15 protein-coding genes are annotated in these 17,180 nt (G+C 67.6%); 7 read left to right on the forward strand and 8 right to left on the reverse strand.

The features are described 5' to 3' along the window. Both VN419_RS10785 and VN419_RS10790 read left to right on the forward strand, forming a co-directional pair. On the forward strand, nt 1-675 hold a 675-nt coding region (locus VN419_RS10785), incomplete at its 5' end, for a DRTGG domain-containing protein (protein ID WP_325647236.1). Between the two features lie 43 nt (nt 676-718). Further along, entirely contained in the window at nt 719-1,288 is a 570-nt protein-coding gene (locus VN419_RS10790) for a DUF3859 domain-containing protein (protein ID WP_325647237.1), read from the forward strand. Between the two features lie 16 nt (nt 1,289-1,304). On the opposite strand, the gene VN419_RS10795 is transcribed toward VN419_RS10790, so the two are convergent. Then, nucleotides 1,305-1,619 (reverse strand): hypothetical protein, encoded by a 315-nt coding sequence (locus VN419_RS10795; protein ID WP_325647238.1) that lies wholly within the window; start codon nt 1,617-1,619, stop codon nt 1,305-1,307. A 72-nt stretch (nt 1,620-1,691) separates the two neighbouring features. Then, nucleotides 1,692-2,249 carry a hypothetical protein gene (locus tag VN419_RS10800; protein WP_325647239.1) on the reverse strand — a complete coding sequence of 186 codons (558 nt, stop codon included), beginning with the start codon at nt 2,247-2,249 and terminating at the stop codon, nt 1,692-1,694. A 148-nt stretch (nt 2,250-2,397) separates the two neighbouring features. Here VN419_RS10800 and VN419_RS10805 point away from each other — a divergent pair, with 148 nt between their 5' ends. The 4 genes from VN419_RS10805 (at nt 2,398) to VN419_RS10820 (ending at nt 10,875) form a co-directional block, all read left to right on the forward strand. Continuing rightward, nucleotides 2,398-3,606: a PAS domain-containing sensor histidine kinase gene (locus VN419_RS10805; protein ID WP_325647240.1), complete on the forward strand. Its 1,209-nt coding sequence runs from the start codon at nt 2,398-2,400 to the stop codon at nt 3,604-3,606. A 104-nt stretch (nt 3,607-3,710) separates the two neighbouring features. Continuing rightward, complete coding sequence (locus tag VN419_RS10810) at nt 3,711-4,793, forward strand: GGDEF domain-containing protein (protein WP_325647241.1); 1,083 nt, start codon at nt 3,711-3,713, stop codon at nt 4,791-4,793. A gap of 67 nt (nt 4,794-4,860) precedes the next feature. Continuing rightward, complete coding sequence (locus VN419_RS10815; protein WP_325647242.1) at nt 4,861-6,651, forward strand: HAMP domain-containing sensor histidine kinase; 1,791 nt, start codon at nt 4,861-4,863, stop codon at nt 6,649-6,651. A gap of 108 nt (nt 6,652-6,759) precedes the next feature. Further along, entirely contained in the window at nt 6,760-10,875 is a 4,116-nt protein-coding gene (locus tag VN419_RS10820) for a PAS domain S-box protein (RefSeq protein ID WP_325647243.1), read from the forward strand. On the opposite strand, the gene VN419_RS10825 is transcribed toward VN419_RS10820, so the two are convergent. The 5 genes from VN419_RS10825 to VN419_RS10845 form a co-directional block, all read right to left on the reverse strand. Then, a complete protein-coding gene (locus tag VN419_RS10825; RefSeq protein ID WP_325647244.1) occupies nt 10,872-11,177 on the reverse strand; it encodes an AzlD family protein in 306 nt (101 codons plus the stop codon). The two genes, VN419_RS10820 and VN419_RS10825, sit on opposite strands and share 4 nt — an antisense overlap. Further along, nucleotides 11,177-11,962 carry an AzlC family ABC transporter permease gene (locus VN419_RS10830; protein ID WP_325647245.1) on the reverse strand — a complete coding sequence of 262 codons (786 nt, stop codon included), beginning with the start codon at nt 11,960-11,962 and terminating at the stop codon, nt 11,177-11,179. The genes VN419_RS10825 and VN419_RS10830 overlap by 1 nt, the downstream gene beginning before the upstream one ends. Nucleotides 11,963-12,036: 74 nt before the next feature. Further along, on the reverse strand, nt 12,037-12,879 hold the full coding sequence (locus tag VN419_RS10835) for an AraC family transcriptional regulator (RefSeq protein ID WP_325647246.1): 843 nt from the start codon (nt 12,877-12,879) through the stop codon (nt 12,037-12,039). A gap of 25 nt (nt 12,880-12,904) precedes the next feature. Beyond that, nucleotides 12,905-13,843, reverse strand: coding sequence for a signal peptide peptidase SppA (sppA, locus tag VN419_RS10840; RefSeq protein WP_325647247.1), 939 nt, complete (start codon nt 13,841-13,843; stop codon nt 12,905-12,907). After that, nucleotides 13,821-15,554, reverse strand: a complete 1,734-nt coding sequence (locus tag VN419_RS10845; protein ID WP_325647248.1) for a 30S ribosomal protein S1 — start codon at nt 15,552-15,554, stop codon at nt 13,821-13,823. Before VN419_RS10845 ends, sppA begins: the two co-directional genes overlap by 23 nt. 342 nt (nt 15,555-15,896) lie before the next feature. Between VN419_RS10845 and VN419_RS10850 the strand changes: the two genes are divergently transcribed. Then, nucleotides 15,897-16,520, forward strand: coding sequence for a DNA-3-methyladenine glycosylase I (locus VN419_RS10850; protein ID WP_414652928.1), 624 nt, complete (start codon nt 15,897-15,899; stop codon nt 16,518-16,520). Between the two features lie 2 nt (nt 16,521-16,522). On the opposite strand, the gene VN419_RS10855 is transcribed toward VN419_RS10850, so the two are convergent. After that, nucleotides 16,523-17,092, reverse strand: coding sequence for a BON domain-containing protein (locus tag VN419_RS10855; protein WP_325647249.1), 570 nt, complete (start codon nt 17,090-17,092; stop codon nt 16,523-16,525). Nucleotides 17,093-17,180 lie beyond the last annotated feature (88 nt).

Genomic DNA, 17,180 nt, shown 5'->3' on the forward strand with positions numbered 1-17,180 from the left:
AGCGTGGTCAAGGCGCTTGATATAAAGGCCGTGGTCATCGACCGCTTCGAGAAGGAGCTGAACTACGACCTCTTGCTGATGCTGAAAGAGCAACTGGGCGACAGGCTCGCCGGGGTCATATTGAACGACGTGCCTCCGGCCTTTCTGGAGGAGGTTTCCGGCCACCTGGCCCCTTTCCTGGAAGCGCGCGGCATCCCGGTTCTGGGCATCCTCCCGCGCGACCCGCTCATGGGCTCAATCACCGTGGGCGACCTGGCCCAGCGCCTGGGCGGCAAGGTCATCAGCGCGCACCACAAGACCGACCGCGTGGTCTCGCAGTTCCTCATCGGCACCATGCAGGTGGAGAATTTCATGCTGCACTTCCGCAAGAAGAAGAACGCCGCGGTCATCGTCGGCGGCGACCGGGCCGACGTGCAGCTGGTGGCCCTTGAGGGCGACTGCCCTTGCCTGGTGCTGACCGGCAACCTGTACCCCAACGACGTCATCCTCACGCGCTCCGAGGTGCTGGAGACCAGCATCATCATCGTGCGCGAGGACACCTTCACAGTGGCCAAGAAGATGGAAAACCTGCTGACGCGCCACAAGATGCGCGACGCCGTGAAGGTGCGCCAGGGCGCGGAGCTGGTGTCGCGGCACCTGCGCATGGATGTTCTGCGGCAGAGCCTGGGCCTGTAGGCCGAAGCAACCCTGTTCGCCTGGCCCTGGGCCGGGAGGGACCATGCGCAATGCGCTTCTTTCGTGTCTGGTGGCGCTGTTCGTCTGCTGTTTCGCCGTGGCGCGCCCGGTCCGGGCGGCCGAGGACCACGCAGCTCCTGCTGCCGGTACGGCTTCCGGCAAGGCCCCGGCCGGAATGCCCCGCGTCACCGGGGCCAAGGTGCTGGCCGTGGGGCTGTTCACCTCCATGGTGGAGAGCCGCGGCCTTACCCCGCATGTGGCCGACGGCATCCGCGACCAGGCCCGCGACTTCACCCTGGTCAAGCGCGGCCCGGCGCAGGAGGCCCGGCTGGAAACGGGCATCGGCCTGCGCTATCAGCTGACCGGAGAGCCCAAGGGCGCCGAGGTGCTGGTGGACGTGGTGGTGCGCCACCCGGCCATGGTCAACCCGGACACGCAGCTGCCCATGACCCATTCCACCGCGCAGTACGAGCGCAGCATCGGGGCCGTGGAGCACAACGTGTGGAGCTTCGACACGCCCGCCGGGCTGGTGCCGGGCGAATACGTCATCGAGGTGCTGCACAAGGGCCGCGTGCTGGCCCGGCAGGTGTTTCAGGTGACGGTGAAGCCGTAAGGCCGGGAAGCCCTCTCTAGCCCCTGTCCTTCACATCCGCGCGCCAGGCGTTGGCCCTGGCGCAGCAGCCTTGCCCCACGAACAGCGGGGAGAGGTCCACGCCCGCAACCGGGCGGATCACCAGATCGCAGACATAGCGCGCGCCGGTCCACACCAGGGCCGGGCAGCGTCTGACGTAGCCGAAGGCCTGCTGCGACACCTCGCAGGGGTTGTCCAGGCAGCACCAGCCGCAGCCCACGCACGTCAGCGGCGGCAGGCCGGGGTCCTTGGGCGAGTAGAAGTCGTCGTCCTGCGGCACGGGGAGCAGTTCAGAGGGCGTTTCGTCGGTCATGGGGGGCGAAGATAGGGCAGGACGGGAATGTTGGCAACCGGGCGCGCCCGCAAGGGCGGTCTGGAAGAAGACTCAGGCGGCGGGCGGCTGCGCCTTGGGCTCTTGCTTGCCCGGCACGCGCTTTCCCGGCAGGAAGGTGGCGCGCAGGAAGACCGGGTCGAAGAAGCGCAAGGGATTGTCCGCCGTGCCGTCGGGCAGCAGGTGCCACCAGCGGTAGCCCAGGGAGCGGAAGTGCGCCCGCGCGCGTGAGAAGTGCCCCAGTTCCCGTGCGGCGGCCAGGGCCGCGTCGCGCTGGCAGCGCGAGGCGGACACGGGGCCGAGCAGCCGGGGGTGGAAGCCGCGCCGGGCCAGGGCGTGTTTGAGGCGCAGGTACTCGCGGTAGCGGCAGTAGCCGTCGGCCAGGCACAAAAGCGCCAGTCCCAGCCAGCCGGAGGCGGGCAGGGCCAGGGCCAGCCCGGCGAAAAGCGCGTCCTCGGCCAGCAGTTCCAGGCTGCCCTGGGCCAGGCCCGCGCCCACCAGGGCCGAAACCGAGCCCGTGGCGTGGGGCAGGGGAGCCACGCGGAACAGATAGCGGTGCGCCCTGCGCGCCAGGCCGGGCGATTTCGGGGAGTTTTTTTTCGGGCGCGCCATGGCCGATGCTTATCCCAGGCGGGTTCCTGGGGCAACCGCTCCGGGCGGACCCCTGAGCGCCGCGTTGCGGGTGCGGACCTTTGCTGCTATGAATGCCGCAAGCGCGGCCATATGCCGTTTATTTCTCGTCCCTCGGAGCCTCCCCCCGATGCACATGAGCCTCCCCCTTGAGCCCTTTCTGCCCGCGCAGCGTGCCGCCATGGACGTGGTGCGCCGTCAGGCCGTGCTCGCCGGAACGCTGAACACCAGCGGCGTGCTGGATCTTTTGCCGCTCATTGTCATGGTGCTGAACCAGGACCGGCAGATTGTGCTGGCCAACAAGAACATGGGGACCTACCTGAACAGGCCCCAGGCGGAGCTTCTGGGCCTGCGCGTGGGCGAGGCCCTGGGCTGCGACCACCGCCACGCCGCACCCGAAGGCTGCGGCACCACGGTTTTCTGCTGCCATTGCGGCGCGGCCCGGGCCATCCTCAAGGGCCTGCGCGGCGGGCACGACGTGCAGGAATGCCGCATCACCCGGGACGACCTCGCGGCCACCAGCGCCGTGAACTTCCAGTTCCTGTCCACCCCGCTTTCCCTGGCCGGGGAGAACTTCCTCTTCGTCACCATGCTTGACGTTTCGCATGAGAAACGCGTGGAGCTCTTCGAGCGCATCTTTTACCACGACGTGCTGGATACCTCGGCGGGCATCCACGGCCTGTGCGGCCTTCTGGCCGGGCAGGTCAGCGGCGACCTGCGCGACGACACGGAGATCCTGCTCGGCGCGTCCGCGCGGCTGGTGGACCAGATTCTGGCGCAGAGGCAGTTCGCCGCGGCGGAGAACCGCGAGGTGGAGGTGCAGCCGGTGAAGCTGGGCACCCGCTTTCTGCTGATCGAACTGGCGGACTTCTTCCGGCGTCAGGGCGTGGCCGCGGGCAAGCGCCTGGTGGTGGACCAGGACAGCGCGGACCTTTTTTTCGAAACGGACAAGAACCTGCTGTACCGCGTGCTGGCCAACCTGACCAAGAACGCGCTGGAGGCCTCGGCCCAGGGTGAGACGGTGACCCTCTCCTGCGCGGCGGCGGCCGAGGGCGTGGAGTACAGCGTGCACAATCCCGGCGTCATGGACGAATCGGTGCGCTTGCAGCTGTTCACCCGCTTTTACTCCACCAAGGGGCCCGGGCGCGGCCTGGGCACCTACAGCGCCCGCCTGCTGACCGAGGAATATCTGGGCGGCCGGTTGACTGCGGGCTCCGGCCCCGGGCAGGGCACGCGCTTCACCGTGGCGCTGCCCCTGCAACTGCCGCGCCCGGTCTCGGGCGCCTCATCCGGGGAGGCCCCGGTCTGGACGTTGACGCCTCCGGCCAATGAAGGATAGATGAAGCTGGCGGCTTGAGCGCGACACCGGGCAGTGCGCGAAAAGGCCACGGTTCCCGTTGAGTTTCGTGGGAAATAGGGTAATCTGTGGGGTACGAGGTAGGAATGGCCACGTCACAGGAGCACAAGAATCCCAACGGGCTCGAGGCTGTCCAGGAAACGCTGGCGCGCCTCGGCGTCGCCGGCGATGCGGACTGGATGGCCCTGGTGCTCTTCGCCCGGAACCTCGTTTCGGTCATGGACCTGTTCACCGAGGACCAGAAGGCCCAGCTTCAGGCCAGGGTTTTCGAGCAGATGGCCAAACGGCCCTTGGACCAGCGCCGTTTCCGGCACATCGTGCAGCACATCCAAACCTTTCTCCTGGACAATCAGAAAATGTCCGACCTGCGCAGCCAACTGGCCGCGGAGCGCCAGGGCTTCGACGCCCTGTATGAAGAGATGGGCAAGGTCTTCACGGAGATACAGCACAGCACCCAGGCGCGGGAGCACAAGATTCAGCGCATGGGCGCGGCCACGGAGCAGGACATCGCCGAGGCGGAGTCCCCGGCCGAGGTGCTGCGCCGCCTGCGCGGCATGATCACCGACATGGTGAGCCAGGCGCGCGAGGAAGCACGCTCCTGGCAGGAGCGCGCCCGCCAGCTGGAGCACACGGCCAACTTCGACCCGCTGCTTTCCGAGCTGTACAGCCGCCGCGCCCTGGACGCCCAGCTTTCCGCCGCCCAGGAGCGTTGCCGTCGAAGCAACACCCCGATGTCGCTTATGTTTCTCGATGTGGATAATTTCAAGACCATCAACGACACCCATGGCCACCAGGTGGGCGACGGGGTGCTGCGCGTTCTCGCGGCCATCCTTTCCGCCCACGCCATGTCGTTCTCCGGCTACGCCGCCCGCTTTGGCGGCGAGGAACTGGTGATCCTGTGCGAGGGACTCACCGAGGCCACAGCCGTGGCCCGGGCCGAGGACATCCGCCAGGACGTGGCCCGCTGTCCCTTTGTGCCGCATTTGACGAGCCCGGAGACCGTGCCGCCCCTTCACGTCACCGTGAGCATTGGCGTGGCCCAGATAGGGCCGGGGCAGAACGCCTCGGACCTGGTGCTGGCAGCGGACCAGGCCATGTACGCGGCCAAGACCCAGGGCCGCAACCGCGTGGTGGCCCACGGCTCCCTGACCCCCTCGCGAACCACCTGAGCGCCGGCCTGCCGGCGAGACGCTGACAACCCCGCCACACCGGCGGAGATTCCCTTAAGGATAGACCATGCCGAGAGTGCAATCGATTCAGATGCGGGTTTTGTTGTGGGGCTGGGGCGTGCTCATCGCCGGTTTGGCCCTGGCCTTCTGGCGCTACAGCTCCACCCTGGACGACGAAACCGCGCGCGACTTTGAGCGCGACACCCAGGCCAAGCTCGAAACCGTGCAGTGGCTGCTCGACAGGAGCGGCCCCTTCGCCGAGCCGCGCGACCGCCAGGACTTCCTGCACTCGCTGGCGGGCAGCATGGGCATGCGCATCTCCCTCATCGAGGGCGGCAAGGTCGTGGCCGACACCAGCGTGCCCTATGCTGAAATCGGCAAGCTGGACGACCACTCCAACCGGCCGGAGGTCCTGGCCTCCCTTGGGGGCGAGGTGGGCCAGGCCATGCGCCACAGCGCCACCCTGGACCGCGACATGATCTACATGGCCAAGAAGCTGCCCGGAAAGGGCGGTGCGCCCGACGCCGTGTTGCGCCTGGCCGCGCCCGTGTCACAGGTGCGGATGCACTTGCAGCGCATGCGCTGGGCCCTTTTTGCGGCCATGGTGCCGCTCCTCCTCGGCTCCGGCGTGCTGCTCTGGCTTTTGTCGCGCACCATAACCAGCGGCATCGCCCAATTTACGGAGGCCGCCCAGGCCATCGGCGACGGCGATTACCGCCGCAAGATCCTGTTCTACCCGGCGGCGGAGTTCCAGCCCCTGGCCGAGGCCATCAACCGCATGGCCAAGAAGATCAAGAAGAACGTCAAGATCATTGAGAACCAGCGCGGCGAGCTCTGGGCCATGTTCGAAGGCATGAGCGAAGGCGTCATGGTGCTTGATTCCGGCGGGCGCATCCTGCACGTGAACCCGGCGCTGTCCTCCATCTTCCCGCGCGCCCACGAGTTCATCGGCCGCGCCCCGCTGGAGGCCACCATGAGTCTGGAGATCCAGAACATAGTGGACTCCATCATGGCCGGCGAGACCAGCGAGAGCGTGAACCGCCAGATCGAGCTCAAGGACCGCCACTGCGCGGAGATGACCGTGGTGCCCTTCCGCGATCACAAGTATCGCCCGCGCGTCATCCTGGTGTTCCACGACACCAGCGAGCAGAAGCGCGTGGAGCGCGTGCTGCGCGACTTCGTGGCCAACGCCTCGCACCAGCTGCGCACGCCCTTGACCAGCATCCGCGGCTACGCCGAGACCCTGCTCGACTCGCCCCCGGAGGACGACGCCAAGCGCCGCGAGTTCCTGGAGATCATCCACGCCAACGCCGTGCACATGGCCAAGGTCATCGGCGGCATGTTCGCCCTGGCCAAGAGCGAGCGCGACGGCAAGCGCGCCAGCGAGCTCACCGCCTCCGTGGCCCAGGCCATGGACCATGCGCTCAAGAACGCCTCCTTCGCCGCGCAGGACAAGAACATCGCCATCGAACTCGCCCCCCTGCCGGAGGATCTGCCGCCCACGGCCACGGACCCGGACGGCCTCTTGCAGATCATCGACAGCATCGTGGACAACGCCATCAAGTACTCGCCCGAGGGCACCAAGGTGTCCATCGAGGCCGAAAGCGACGGCCAGAGCGTGATTCTGCGCTTTGCCGACCAGGGGCCGGGCATCTCGGCCGAGAACCAGAAGCGCATCTTCGAGCGCTTCTTCCGCGCCGACGGCAACGGCGTGGACGGCGCGGGCAGTGCGGGCCTCGGCCTGGCCATCTGCAGGCACATCGCCCGCAACTACGGCGGCGAGGTCTGGGTGGAATCGCCCACGGACGAAGCCACGGGCACAGGCAGCGTGTTCACGGTCCGCTTGCCGGTGGCCTAGGGTTCCTTCGCCTCGGTGCGCGCCGGGCGTGACAAGTTCGTGAAGCCGGTGTAGAAGTGTGAGTGGACGCCCGCCGGGGCGTCCACCCCGCAACAGCAGGACGGCCGCATGGCGAAGCCCCAGCCGCAGCGAACGGTTCGAGCCGGAGTTCCGGCGTTTCTGAGGCCAGTGCCCCCGGCCCTGCTCAAGGTCGTCTTGTCCGCCGCGCTGCTGGCCGCGTTTCTGCTGCAGGCAGGCCCGCCCGCCCTGGCGCAGCCGCCGGAGCCCCAGCGCGTTCTGGTGCTGCACTCCTATCACCCCGGCTACCACTGGACCGACAACATCCAGGCGGGCATCGCCGCCGAGTTCACCCGCCAGGCTCCGGGAGCGCACCTGTTCGTGGAGTACATGGACACCCTGCGCTTCCCGCGCGGGCAAGCCTTCCCCCGCCTGCTCGCCTACTACTCCGCCAAATACGCGGGCCTCTCGCCCCAGGTCATCCTCGCCAGCGACGACAACGCCCTGGACTTCCTGCTGCTGCACGGGAAGGAGCTGTTCCCCGGCGTCCCCGTGGTCTTCTGTGGCGTAAGCGATCTGGACGCGCGCAAGCGCTCCCTGCCCGAAGGCTACACCGGCGTGCAGGAACGCACGGACATGAAGGGCACGGTGGAGGCCGCCCTGGCGCTCATGCCGGGCATGCGTCGTCTGGCGCTCATCAGCGGCGCCACGGAGAACGGCGAAGCCGCGCGCCAGCTCTTCCGCCAGGTCATGGCCGACTACTCCGGCCGCCTGGAGGCCGTGGAACTCTCCGGCCTGCCCTTTGCCGAGGTGGCGGCGCGCCTGACCACCCTTTCCCCGGACACGGGCATCCTCTACATGGGCCTGCTGCGCGACCCTGACGGCCGCACCATGGGCGTGGACGAGTCTCTGGGCTACATCCGTCAGCACACGGCCCAGCCCGTGTTCGCCGCCTGGGATTTCGCGGTGGGCCGGGGTGCGGTGGGCGGCCGGGTCGTCAGCGGCGAGCGGCAGGGCCGCGCCATGGCAGCGCTGGCTGCGGAGATGCTGCGCGGCGCATCGCCTCAGGGCGGCACCGTGGTGCTCCCCGGTCCCAACCTTGCGCTGTTCGACAACGCCGAACTGCTGCGCCAGGGTTTTTCTCCGGCCAAGCTGCCGCCGGACAGCGTTGTGCTGGGCCGAACGGAGACCCTGTGGGAGCGCTACTGGTCCTGGCTGGTGCTGGCGGGCGTCTTGTTCGCGCTCATGGCTCTGGGCATAGTGCTGCTGGTGGTCAACATCCACGGCCGCCGCCGGGCCGAGGCCCAGCAGGCCGTGGCGCGCCGCCGCTACCAGGACTTTGTGGAAGCCTTAAGCGTGGGCGTGCTGGAAGTGGATCTCGCCGGCGGCATCGTTTTCGCCAACCAGGCAGCGCACAGGCTGTGCGGGGCGAAGCGCGGCTCCCTTTTGGGCAAAAGCGTGCTCGATCTGACCGAGACTGAAGCCTCGCGCCAGCAACTGGCCCGCGAACTGGACGGCGGGGCCTGCCATGAGCCGGGCTCCTCCGGGCTTGTGCGTCTGCATGGCCGGGAGGGCCGCCCCGCCGAGGTCAAGCTGGACTGGATCTGCCTGCGCGGTCTGGACGGCCTGCCCGCGGGATTTCTGGCCGCGCTGACCGACCTGACCGACCTGCGCCAGGCCGAGCGCTCGCGCGAGGAACAGCACAGCCTGACCCTGGCCCTGCTGGACGCCAATCCCACGCCCATCATGGCCAAGGACGCCGAGGGCCGCTACGTGCAGGTAAACCGCGCCCTGTGCGAGTTCGTTGGCCTGCCCGCAGAGAAGCTGCTGGGCCGGCGCATGGCCGATGCCGGGCCCCAGGAACTGGCCGACCAGATTCAGGAGCTGGACCGCCAGCTTTATGCCGGGGACGGCCGGCAGATCGTGGAAACGCGCATGCGCGACGGGCGGGGCAGCCTGCGCGAGGTCATCCTCATGCGTTCGCTGTACCACGACGCCCAGGGCATGCCGCTGGGCTCCGTGGGCACGCTCACGGACATCACCGCGCGCAAGCAGACCGAGGCCGCGCTGGTGGAGAGCCGGGAAAAGTACCGCATCATGCTCGACAACCTCCCCGTGGCCGTGGCCGTCACCGACTCCGAGGCCAGGGTCATAGAGGTGAACCGGGCCTTCGAGACCCTGCACGACTGCACCCGCGCGGAGATACTGCTGGCCCGGCCGGAAACCCGGTGTTTCGCTTTGCGGCACCTGGACGGCACCCCCCTGGCTCTGGAGGAATACCCCAGCGTGCGCGCCACCAAGGGGGAATCGGTGGTGCGCCAGGATCTTTTCGTGCTGCGCACCGACGGCAGCACCTCCTGCGTGCAGGTGACTGCCGCGCCCCTGCACCTGCCAGGCTACGGCGCGGTGCTGGCCATGACCGACATCACCGAGCAGCGGCGCATGGAGCAGATCATCAAGAGCAGACTGGCCGCGGTCATGAGCCCGCCCACGGAGCATGTGGACCTGAGCTTCCACGACCTCTTCGAGCTGGAGGACATCCAGGCCGTGCAGGACGCCTTTGCCCTGGCCACGGGCGTGGCCTCCGTGCTCACCACGCCGGAGGGGGTGCCCCTCACCCGGCCCAGCAATTTCCGCTTCCCCTGCGCCATGCTGCACTGCGCAGAGCATGCGGGCAAGAGTGCCTGCGCCCTGACGCGCGAGTTGGACACCCTGGCCGGGCTTGCGCCGGGCCTTTTGGCCGATGCCGCGCCCATCCGCGCCGGGGACAGGATCATCGCCCTGTGGCGCATCTACCAGACGCGGCAAGACTTCGACGCCAAGGCCGTGGCCGCGGAACTGGCCGTCAGGGGCTGGGACGAGTCCATCGTGCGCCGCTGCCTGAGCGCCCTGCCGTGCGCCCCGGACGAGGAGCGCTTCGGCAGCGTGAGCAGCGCCATGGCTCTGGTGGCGGCCAAGCTGTCGGAGCTGGCGCTCAAGATCGTGCAGCAGGCCCGCTCCATTGAAGAACAGCGCCGCACCGAGGCCGACCTGCAACAGGCCAAGGAGTTGGCCGAGGCCGCCAGCAGCGCCAAGAGCGATTTTCTGGCCAACGTGAGCCACGAGATACGCACCCCCCTGCACGGGGTGCTGGGCATGCTGCACCTTCTGGGGGCCTCGTCCCTGGACACGGAACAGGCCGACTATCTGGACAAGGCCCAGTACTCCGCCCGCAGCCTGCTGTCGGTCATCAACGACATTCTGGACTTCTCCAAGATCGAGTCCGGCACCCTGGAGCTGACGGAGGAGCCCTTTGACCCGGCCATGCTGGTGCGCTCCAGCGTGGCGGTGTTCGACGAGCAGGCGCGCGAGAAGGGCCTCACGCTCTCGTTCCAGGCCCAGGGGAGCGTGCCCCGGTCCCTTACGGGCGATGCGGGCAAGATCCGCCAGATGGTGTTCAACCTTGTGGGCAATGCGGTGAAGTTCACCGACGCCGGAAGCGTGGACGTGCGCATGACCGTGCTGGACCAGCCGGGGGACCGCGCCCTGCTCATGCTCTCCGTGGCGGACACGGGCGTGGGCATTCCGGAAGATTTGCAGGATGTGGTCTTCGAGCCCTTCACCCAGGCCGAGGCCGTGTACACCAAGCGCTTCCAGGGCACCGGCCTGGGCCTGGCCATAGTGCGCCGCCTGGCCGGGCTCATGGATGGCGGCATCACCTTGGAAAGCCAGCCCGGGCGCGGCACGACCATCACTCTGGCCCTGCGCCTGCGCCAGCCGCGCAAAGAGCAGCGGCAGACCGTCCTCGCGCCGCGCAAGGCCGCGCAGCTGCCGCCCCTGCGCCTGTTGCTGGCCGAGGACAACCCCATCAACCAGATGGCGGTCAAGAGCTTCCTGACCCGCGCGGGCCACCATGTGGTCGCCGCCTCCACCGGGCGCGAGGCCCTGGACCTGCTGGAGGGCGGCGAGCCCTTCGACGCCGTGCTCATGGACATCCAGATGCCGGAAATGGACGGGGTGGAGGCGGTGACGATTCTGCGCGCCCACGACGGCTCGCGCTATGATCCCACGGTGCCGGTCATCGCCCTCACCGCGTATGCCCATGCGGACGAGCACCGCGTGTTCCTGGGGGCGGGCATGGACGAGGTGGTGTCCAAGCCGCTGGAGCCCGCCGACATCCTGGACGCCCTGGCCCGCCTACTGGAGCGCCGCACGGCGGGCCGGACCGGGGCCGAGCCCTCAGCCTAGCCGACGAACTGCCGCAAGCCCAGCACAACGCCTACGCCCACGGCCATGGCCAGGGGCAGATTGCCGAAGCGCCAGGCCACCAGCCCGGTCACCGCCGTGGCTGCGGCCTCGGCCGGGCCGGAGGTGAGGGCGCTGGGCGCCACGATGGACGCCAGGATGGCGCCGGGTATGGCCTGCATGAAGCGCGTGAGGCGCGGGCCCGGCGAAAGGCGGCTCATGAGCATGAGCCCGGCCGCGCGGCTGGCGTAGGTGGCCACGGCCATGCCCGTGATCGTCAGCAGCGAGGTGCTCTGCGCGTCCATCACTTGGCCTCCTTGCCCGGCGCGTCCGCAGCCGGGGCGAGGGACGCGGTCAATCCCCCCGCGAAGGCACCGGCCAGGATGTACCACTTGCCCGGGCAGACGCGCATGGTCAAAAGAGCCGCGCCCGTGGCGGCAATAAGCGGCAGGATGTCCTTGCGCCGGGGCTTGAGTCCCACCAGAAGCGCCGTGAACACCGCCGTGAAGGCGAAGTCCAGCCCGTAGCGCGCGGGATCGTCCAGCCCGCGCACCAGCACATGCCCCAGCGCCGTGGAGGCGTTCCAGAACGAGTACACGGCCAGCCCAGCGCCCAGCAGAAAGGCGCCGTCCGAGGCTGCGGCCCTTCGCCTGTCCTCGGCCCAACGGGTAAGGGCGATGGCCCAGGATTCGTCGGTCATGAAGAACAGCGAGCCGAAAGCCTTGCCCGGACTGAGGCGTAAAAGCTGGGGTGAAAGGGCCGCGCCCATGAGCACATGGCGCAGGTTGACGATGAACGTCGTGACGATGAGCGAGAACATGTCCAGGTCCGGGCTCCACAGGTCCAGCGCGATGAGCTGGCTGGCCCCGGCGAAGACGAAGAGGCTCATGGACTGGGCTTCGAGCAGGCTCAGGCCTTTTTGCCGGGCCAGCAGGCCGTAGAGCACGCCGTATACGGCCACGCCCAGGGCCACGGGCACGCAGGCCCGATACCCGGCCAGCAGGCCGGAGAGGGTGAAGGCCAGGGGGCCGCCGAGCGTGCTGGCGGATGCGGTTGAGGGAGCACAGGATGTCGGGGGGGGAGCGTTCATGGCCGGGCAATAGCCCGGCGCGCGCGGGGGCGGCTTGTACGTTCTTGCGCTTCGCCCGCCGGAATGGTGCGCAATCAGGCCCGCCAGCGGCCCGGGGCCACGCCGAACACGCGCCGGAAGTGCCGCGTGTAGTGGCTCTGGTCGGCGAAACCGCAGGCCTGGGCGGCCTCGGCCACGCTCACTCCCGCACGCAAGAGCGGCAGGGAGCGGTTCACGCGCAGGGCGTTGCGCCAGGCGTGGGGCGGCATGCCTGTCTCGCGCGTGAAGAGCCGCGCCGCGTGGAAGGCGGAAAGGCCCACGCTCTTGCCCAGTTCGTCCAGGCTCAATTGTTCGCCGATGTCCGCCGCCAAGCGCTGGCGCATGGCTTCAACGCGGCTTTCAGCGTGCCCGCAGGCCGGGGCGGCTCCGCGCTGCGGCAAGTCTGCGTGCCGCGCCAACAGAGTACTGAAGGCGTTCAGCACTGCGGTCTGGGCCTCCAGCAGATCGTGCCCGGCTTCGAGGGCCATGTGCGCGCGGGCCAGGGAGCCGGCCAGGGCGCTGTCGCGGATGACCTCGTGCGGCAGGCGCGGCAGGCCGGAACCAAGATCTGAAAACAGCTGGCGGGCCAAGCCCTGCAACAGCTCCGCCGGGGGATAGAACACGCGGTAGGCCCAGCCTTCCTCGGCCGCGCGCTCGCCGGTGTGGATCTCGTCCGGGTTGATGCAGGCGAGCGTCCAGGGTTCGGCCACGTGGCGCGCGCCTCGGTAGCGGTAGCCCTCGGCCCCGGCTGTGATGACCGCGATGACGTAGCCCTCGTGCCAGTGCGGCGCGAAGCTGTGGCGGAAGAAACGCGCGCTCAGCAGTTCCGTGTCCGGCAGGACCGGGGAGCGGAAGAAACGCGCCTCGTCGGTGAAGTGTGCGGGAAGGGTGTCGCGCATGGCGTGCCCCGGACTGCGGCCGGAACTACTGGCGGTATTGCAGGGAAAGGCCGTCCGGCCCGGTGCTTGCCGCAGAACGGGCGTCCTGGCCCAGGGCCTGGACCAGGGTCGAAAGACTTGCGCCCAAAAGGCGCGGAATGAGCGGCAGCTTCTTTTCCGGGCCTTCGATGACCGGGGCCTTGGCATCCAGCTTGACCATCTCGCGTAAGGTCGTCATGGCCAGTTCCTGGCCGCCCAGCTTGTCCACCAGCTTGACCTCAAGGGCCTGGCGTCCGGTGAGGGCGCGGCCGTCGGCCAGCTTGGCCACGACCTCGATGGGCAGGCCGCGCGCGCTGGCCACGTCGGCCACGAACTGCTGGTGCAGGTCCATGATGAGGGCCATGAGATAGGCGCGCTGCTCGGGCGTCAGCGGCTGTGTGGGGCTGCCCGCGGCCTTCATCTTGCCGCTGGCCATGAGGTCGGTCTTGAGGCCCAGCTTTTCCAGCAGCCCTTGCACGTTCACGTACTCGGCCCGCACGCCGATTGAGCCGGTGATGCTTCCGGGATTGGCCACGATGAGCGTGGCCGGGGCCGCGGCGTAGTAGCCGCCGCTGGCGGCCGCCGTGCCCATGCTCACCACCACGGGCTTCACCTTGGCCAGCTCCTGCACGGCCTGGTACAGCTCCTGGGAGGGAGCCACCGAGCCGCCGGGGCTGTCGATGCGCAAAAGCACGCCCTTCACCGACTCGTCGGCGCGCAGTTCGGCCAGGAAGTCCGTGACCTCGCGGGCGTCGGTGATCATGCCCTCGATCTTGCACAGGCCGATCTTGTCACCGGAAAGGGGCTTGGACTTGCCCCCCACGCCACGGAAAAAGGCCATGGCCCCCGTAAAGAGGGCCACGGCCAATATGATCAGCAAAACTCCGAACAGCAGCGGGTGCTGTTCGGAGAATTTTGCGCTGCTAGTTTCCGGATTCCTCGCCACTGGCGGCGTCCTCGATCTTGGCGCGGAGGAGGTCACCCAGGTTGCTTCCGGTCTCGGGACCGGAGGTGCGGAACTCCTTGGGCTTCTTGCGCTCCTCTTCTTCCTTGATCTGCTTGATGGACAGGCCCAGGCGGCGCTCGTCGGCGCTCACGTGGATGACCTTGGCCTCGATGTTCACGCCTTCCTTGAACAGCTCGCTGGGGCTCTTGATCTTCTTGCGGCTGATCTCGGACACGTGCACCAGGCCTTCGATGCCTTCCTCAACTTCCACGAACAGGCCGAAGTCGGTGATGTTGGTCACCAGGCCGGTGATGAGGGTGCCCACGGGGTACTTGCCCGGCACCTTCAGCCACGGATCTTCGGAGAGCTGCTTGATGCCCAAGGTGAACTTCTCGTTCTCCTTGTCCACGGTCAGCACCTTGGCCTGCACGATGTCGCCGATCTTGAAGACTTCGCTCGGGTGGCGGATCTTCTTGGTCCAGCTGATGTCGGACACGTGGATCAGGCCGTCGATGCCTTCCTCGATGCCGATGAACACGCCGAACTCGGTGATGTTCTTGATGGCGCCCTCAAGGATGGTGCCTTCCGGATACTTCTCGGCCACCACGTCCCAGGGATTCGGCTTGATCTGCTTCATGCCCAGGCTGATGCGCTTCTTGTCCGGATCGACGCCGAGCACGATGACTTCGACTTCGTCTCCGGCGCGCACCATCTGCGAGGGGTGGCGCAGCTTGCGGGTCCAGCTCATCTCGGAGATGTGCACCAGGCCCTCGACGCCGGCTTCCAGCTCAACAAAGGCGCCGTAGTCGGCCAGGTTGGTGACCTTGCCCTTGAAACGGGAACCCTGCGGGTACTTGCCGGCGATGTTTTCCCAGGGATCGGCCACGAGCTGCTTGAGGCCGAGGGACACTTTCTGGCCCTCGCGGTCGAAGTGCAGGACCTTCAGGTCCAGCTCGTCGCCCAGCTGCACCATCTCTTTCGGATGGCGGATGCGCTTCCAGCTCATGTCGGTGATGTGCAAGAGGCCGTCGAGGCCGCCCAGGTCGATGAACACGCCGTATTCGGTGATGTTCTTGACCTTGCCCTTGACCACCTGGCCCTCGGCCAGGGTCTCCAGCAGGGCGCCGCGCTGCTCGCTGCGCTGCTCTTCAAGCAACACGCGGCGGGAAACGATGACGTTGCTGCGGCGGCGGTTGATCTTGAGGATTTTGAATTCGAAGTCCTGGCCAACCAGGGCGTCCATGTCCGGAACCGGACGAAGGTCGACATGGGAACCAGGCAGGAAGGCCTCCACGCCGCCGAGATCGACGGTGTAGCCGCCCTTGATGCGACGGACGATGCGGCCGGTGACGGTGCCGTTGTTCTCCTGGGAATCTTCCAGGCGATCAAAGAGCTGCATCCGCTTGGCCTTGTCGCGGGAAAGGTGGATGGTGCCTTCGTTCTCGTCCTTGTTGGACACGAAGACATCGACCTTGTCGCCCACGGCAACGGTGATGTTGCCCTCGGCGTCGAGGAATTCCGAGATGGCGATCTGGCCCTCGGACTTGAAGTTCACGTCGACCAGCACATGCTCTTTGCTGATCTTGACAACCGTGCCGGGGACAATGGTGCCCTCGTCCAGGTCGCCGAAGTCTTCCTTGAGGTAGTTCTCAAGGGCCGCCTCAAAATTGAGGTCCATTTCCATTTCTTCGTCTTTCTTGTTTTTTTCCATCGTTGCCTCCAACGACACTCCCTCGGACAAATGTATTTGCGCTTTTTATGGCCTGTGGCCGCCTGCCGCAGCGTCCCGGTTCCGAGGCATCCGGGTTAACGCTTGCAGCCGCGGTCGGTCCAAAATGGACCGGGTCCAGAGGCCGTTACGCCGTTCAAGGGCCGGGTGCGGGATGTTCTCGCACCCTGAAGAGCATGCTGCTTACTCCAAATATGTACGCCTGTAAACACAATTTCCGCCCGGCTTTTTGCCCGGGCAGGGGCGTGCCCCCGGTTGTGGCGAAAGCCGTGAACAGATACCATGATCACGCTTCGCTGCAAACCCCAAGCAGGAGATTTGTCCATGCCCGTCACACAACCCCAAGAGCCCGACGCCCGGCCCCGCTGCCCCTGGTGCCTGATGAGCGCCAAGCCGGACCCGGTCTATATCCGCTATCATGATGAGGAATGGGGCGTGCCCTTGCGCGACGACGACCGGCTCTTCGAGCTGCTGGTGCTGGAAGGCGCCCAGGCGGGCCTGAGCTGGCGCACGGTGCTGCACAAGCGCCAGGGCTACCGCGCGGCCTTTGGCGGGGGCGAAGGCGTGCTGTCCCCCACGGCCGTGGCCCGCCTGACCGAGGCCGACCAGGAGCGCCTGCGCGTCGACGAACGCATCATCCGCAACCGGCTCAAAATCAGCGCGGCCATTGGCAACGCCCGCGCGCACCTGACGGTGGCCGAAGCCTTCGGCTCCTTCTCCGCCTACCTGTGGCGCTTCGTGGACGGCGTGCCCATTCAGAACGCCTGGGCCGAGCTGGGCCAGATCCCGGCGCGCACGCCGCTCTCCGACGCCATCTCAAAGGACCTGCTTGCGCGCGGCTTCAAGTTCGTGGGCTCGACCATCGTTTACGCCTACATGCAGTCCGCAGGCCTGGTGAACGACCACCTGACCACCTGCTTCCGCCATGCGGAGCTTTCCGGCCGCTAGGCTCACTTCTTCTTCGGCGGCACAAGCAGCGAGGTGACGCCGGTGACGCCCTTGGTGGCCTTGGCGTGCGCCACGGCCTTGTCCGCGTCCTTCTGGCTGCGCACCAGGCCCAGCAGGTACACCTTGCCGCCGAAAACCTCGGTCTCGATCTGCGTGGAGCTCAGGCTCTTGTCGGCCACAAGCGTGGTGCGCAGCTTGGCCGCAATCTCCAGGTCCGCCGTGGTGGTGCCCTCCCTGCCCGGAGCCTCCCAGTAGGTGGCCACGTTTTTCACGCCCTTGGTCTTCTTGGCCGTGGCCACGGCGAAGCTCTTGAAGCCCTCGTCGGCCAGCTGGCCCAAAAGCGTCACCTTGCCCAGAAAACAGTATGTCTTGACCGCCAGCCCCAGCTTGCCGTCCTTGTTCACCAGCGCGGTCTTGATCTCGGTGGTGATCTTCTTGTCCGCAGTGATGTCGGCCACGCTGCGCTCGTCGCGCGCGACGTCGTACACCGCGCCCCAGGGCGTGAAGGCCGCCGCCGCTCCCGGCAGCGCCAGCACCATGGCCAGCATCAACAAGGCTCCCCTTCGCAGCATAAACACCTCCATTCAGATGGCATTCTCCATGCGTACTTCTTGCACCCGCTCCCCGCCGCCTGTCAACGCGCCCGCCGCCGCCCGCCCG

This window comes from Humidesulfovibrio sp., assembly GCF_035560995.1.
Classification (GTDB): Bacteria; Desulfobacterota; Desulfovibrionia; order Desulfovibrionales; family Desulfovibrionaceae; genus Humidesulfovibrio.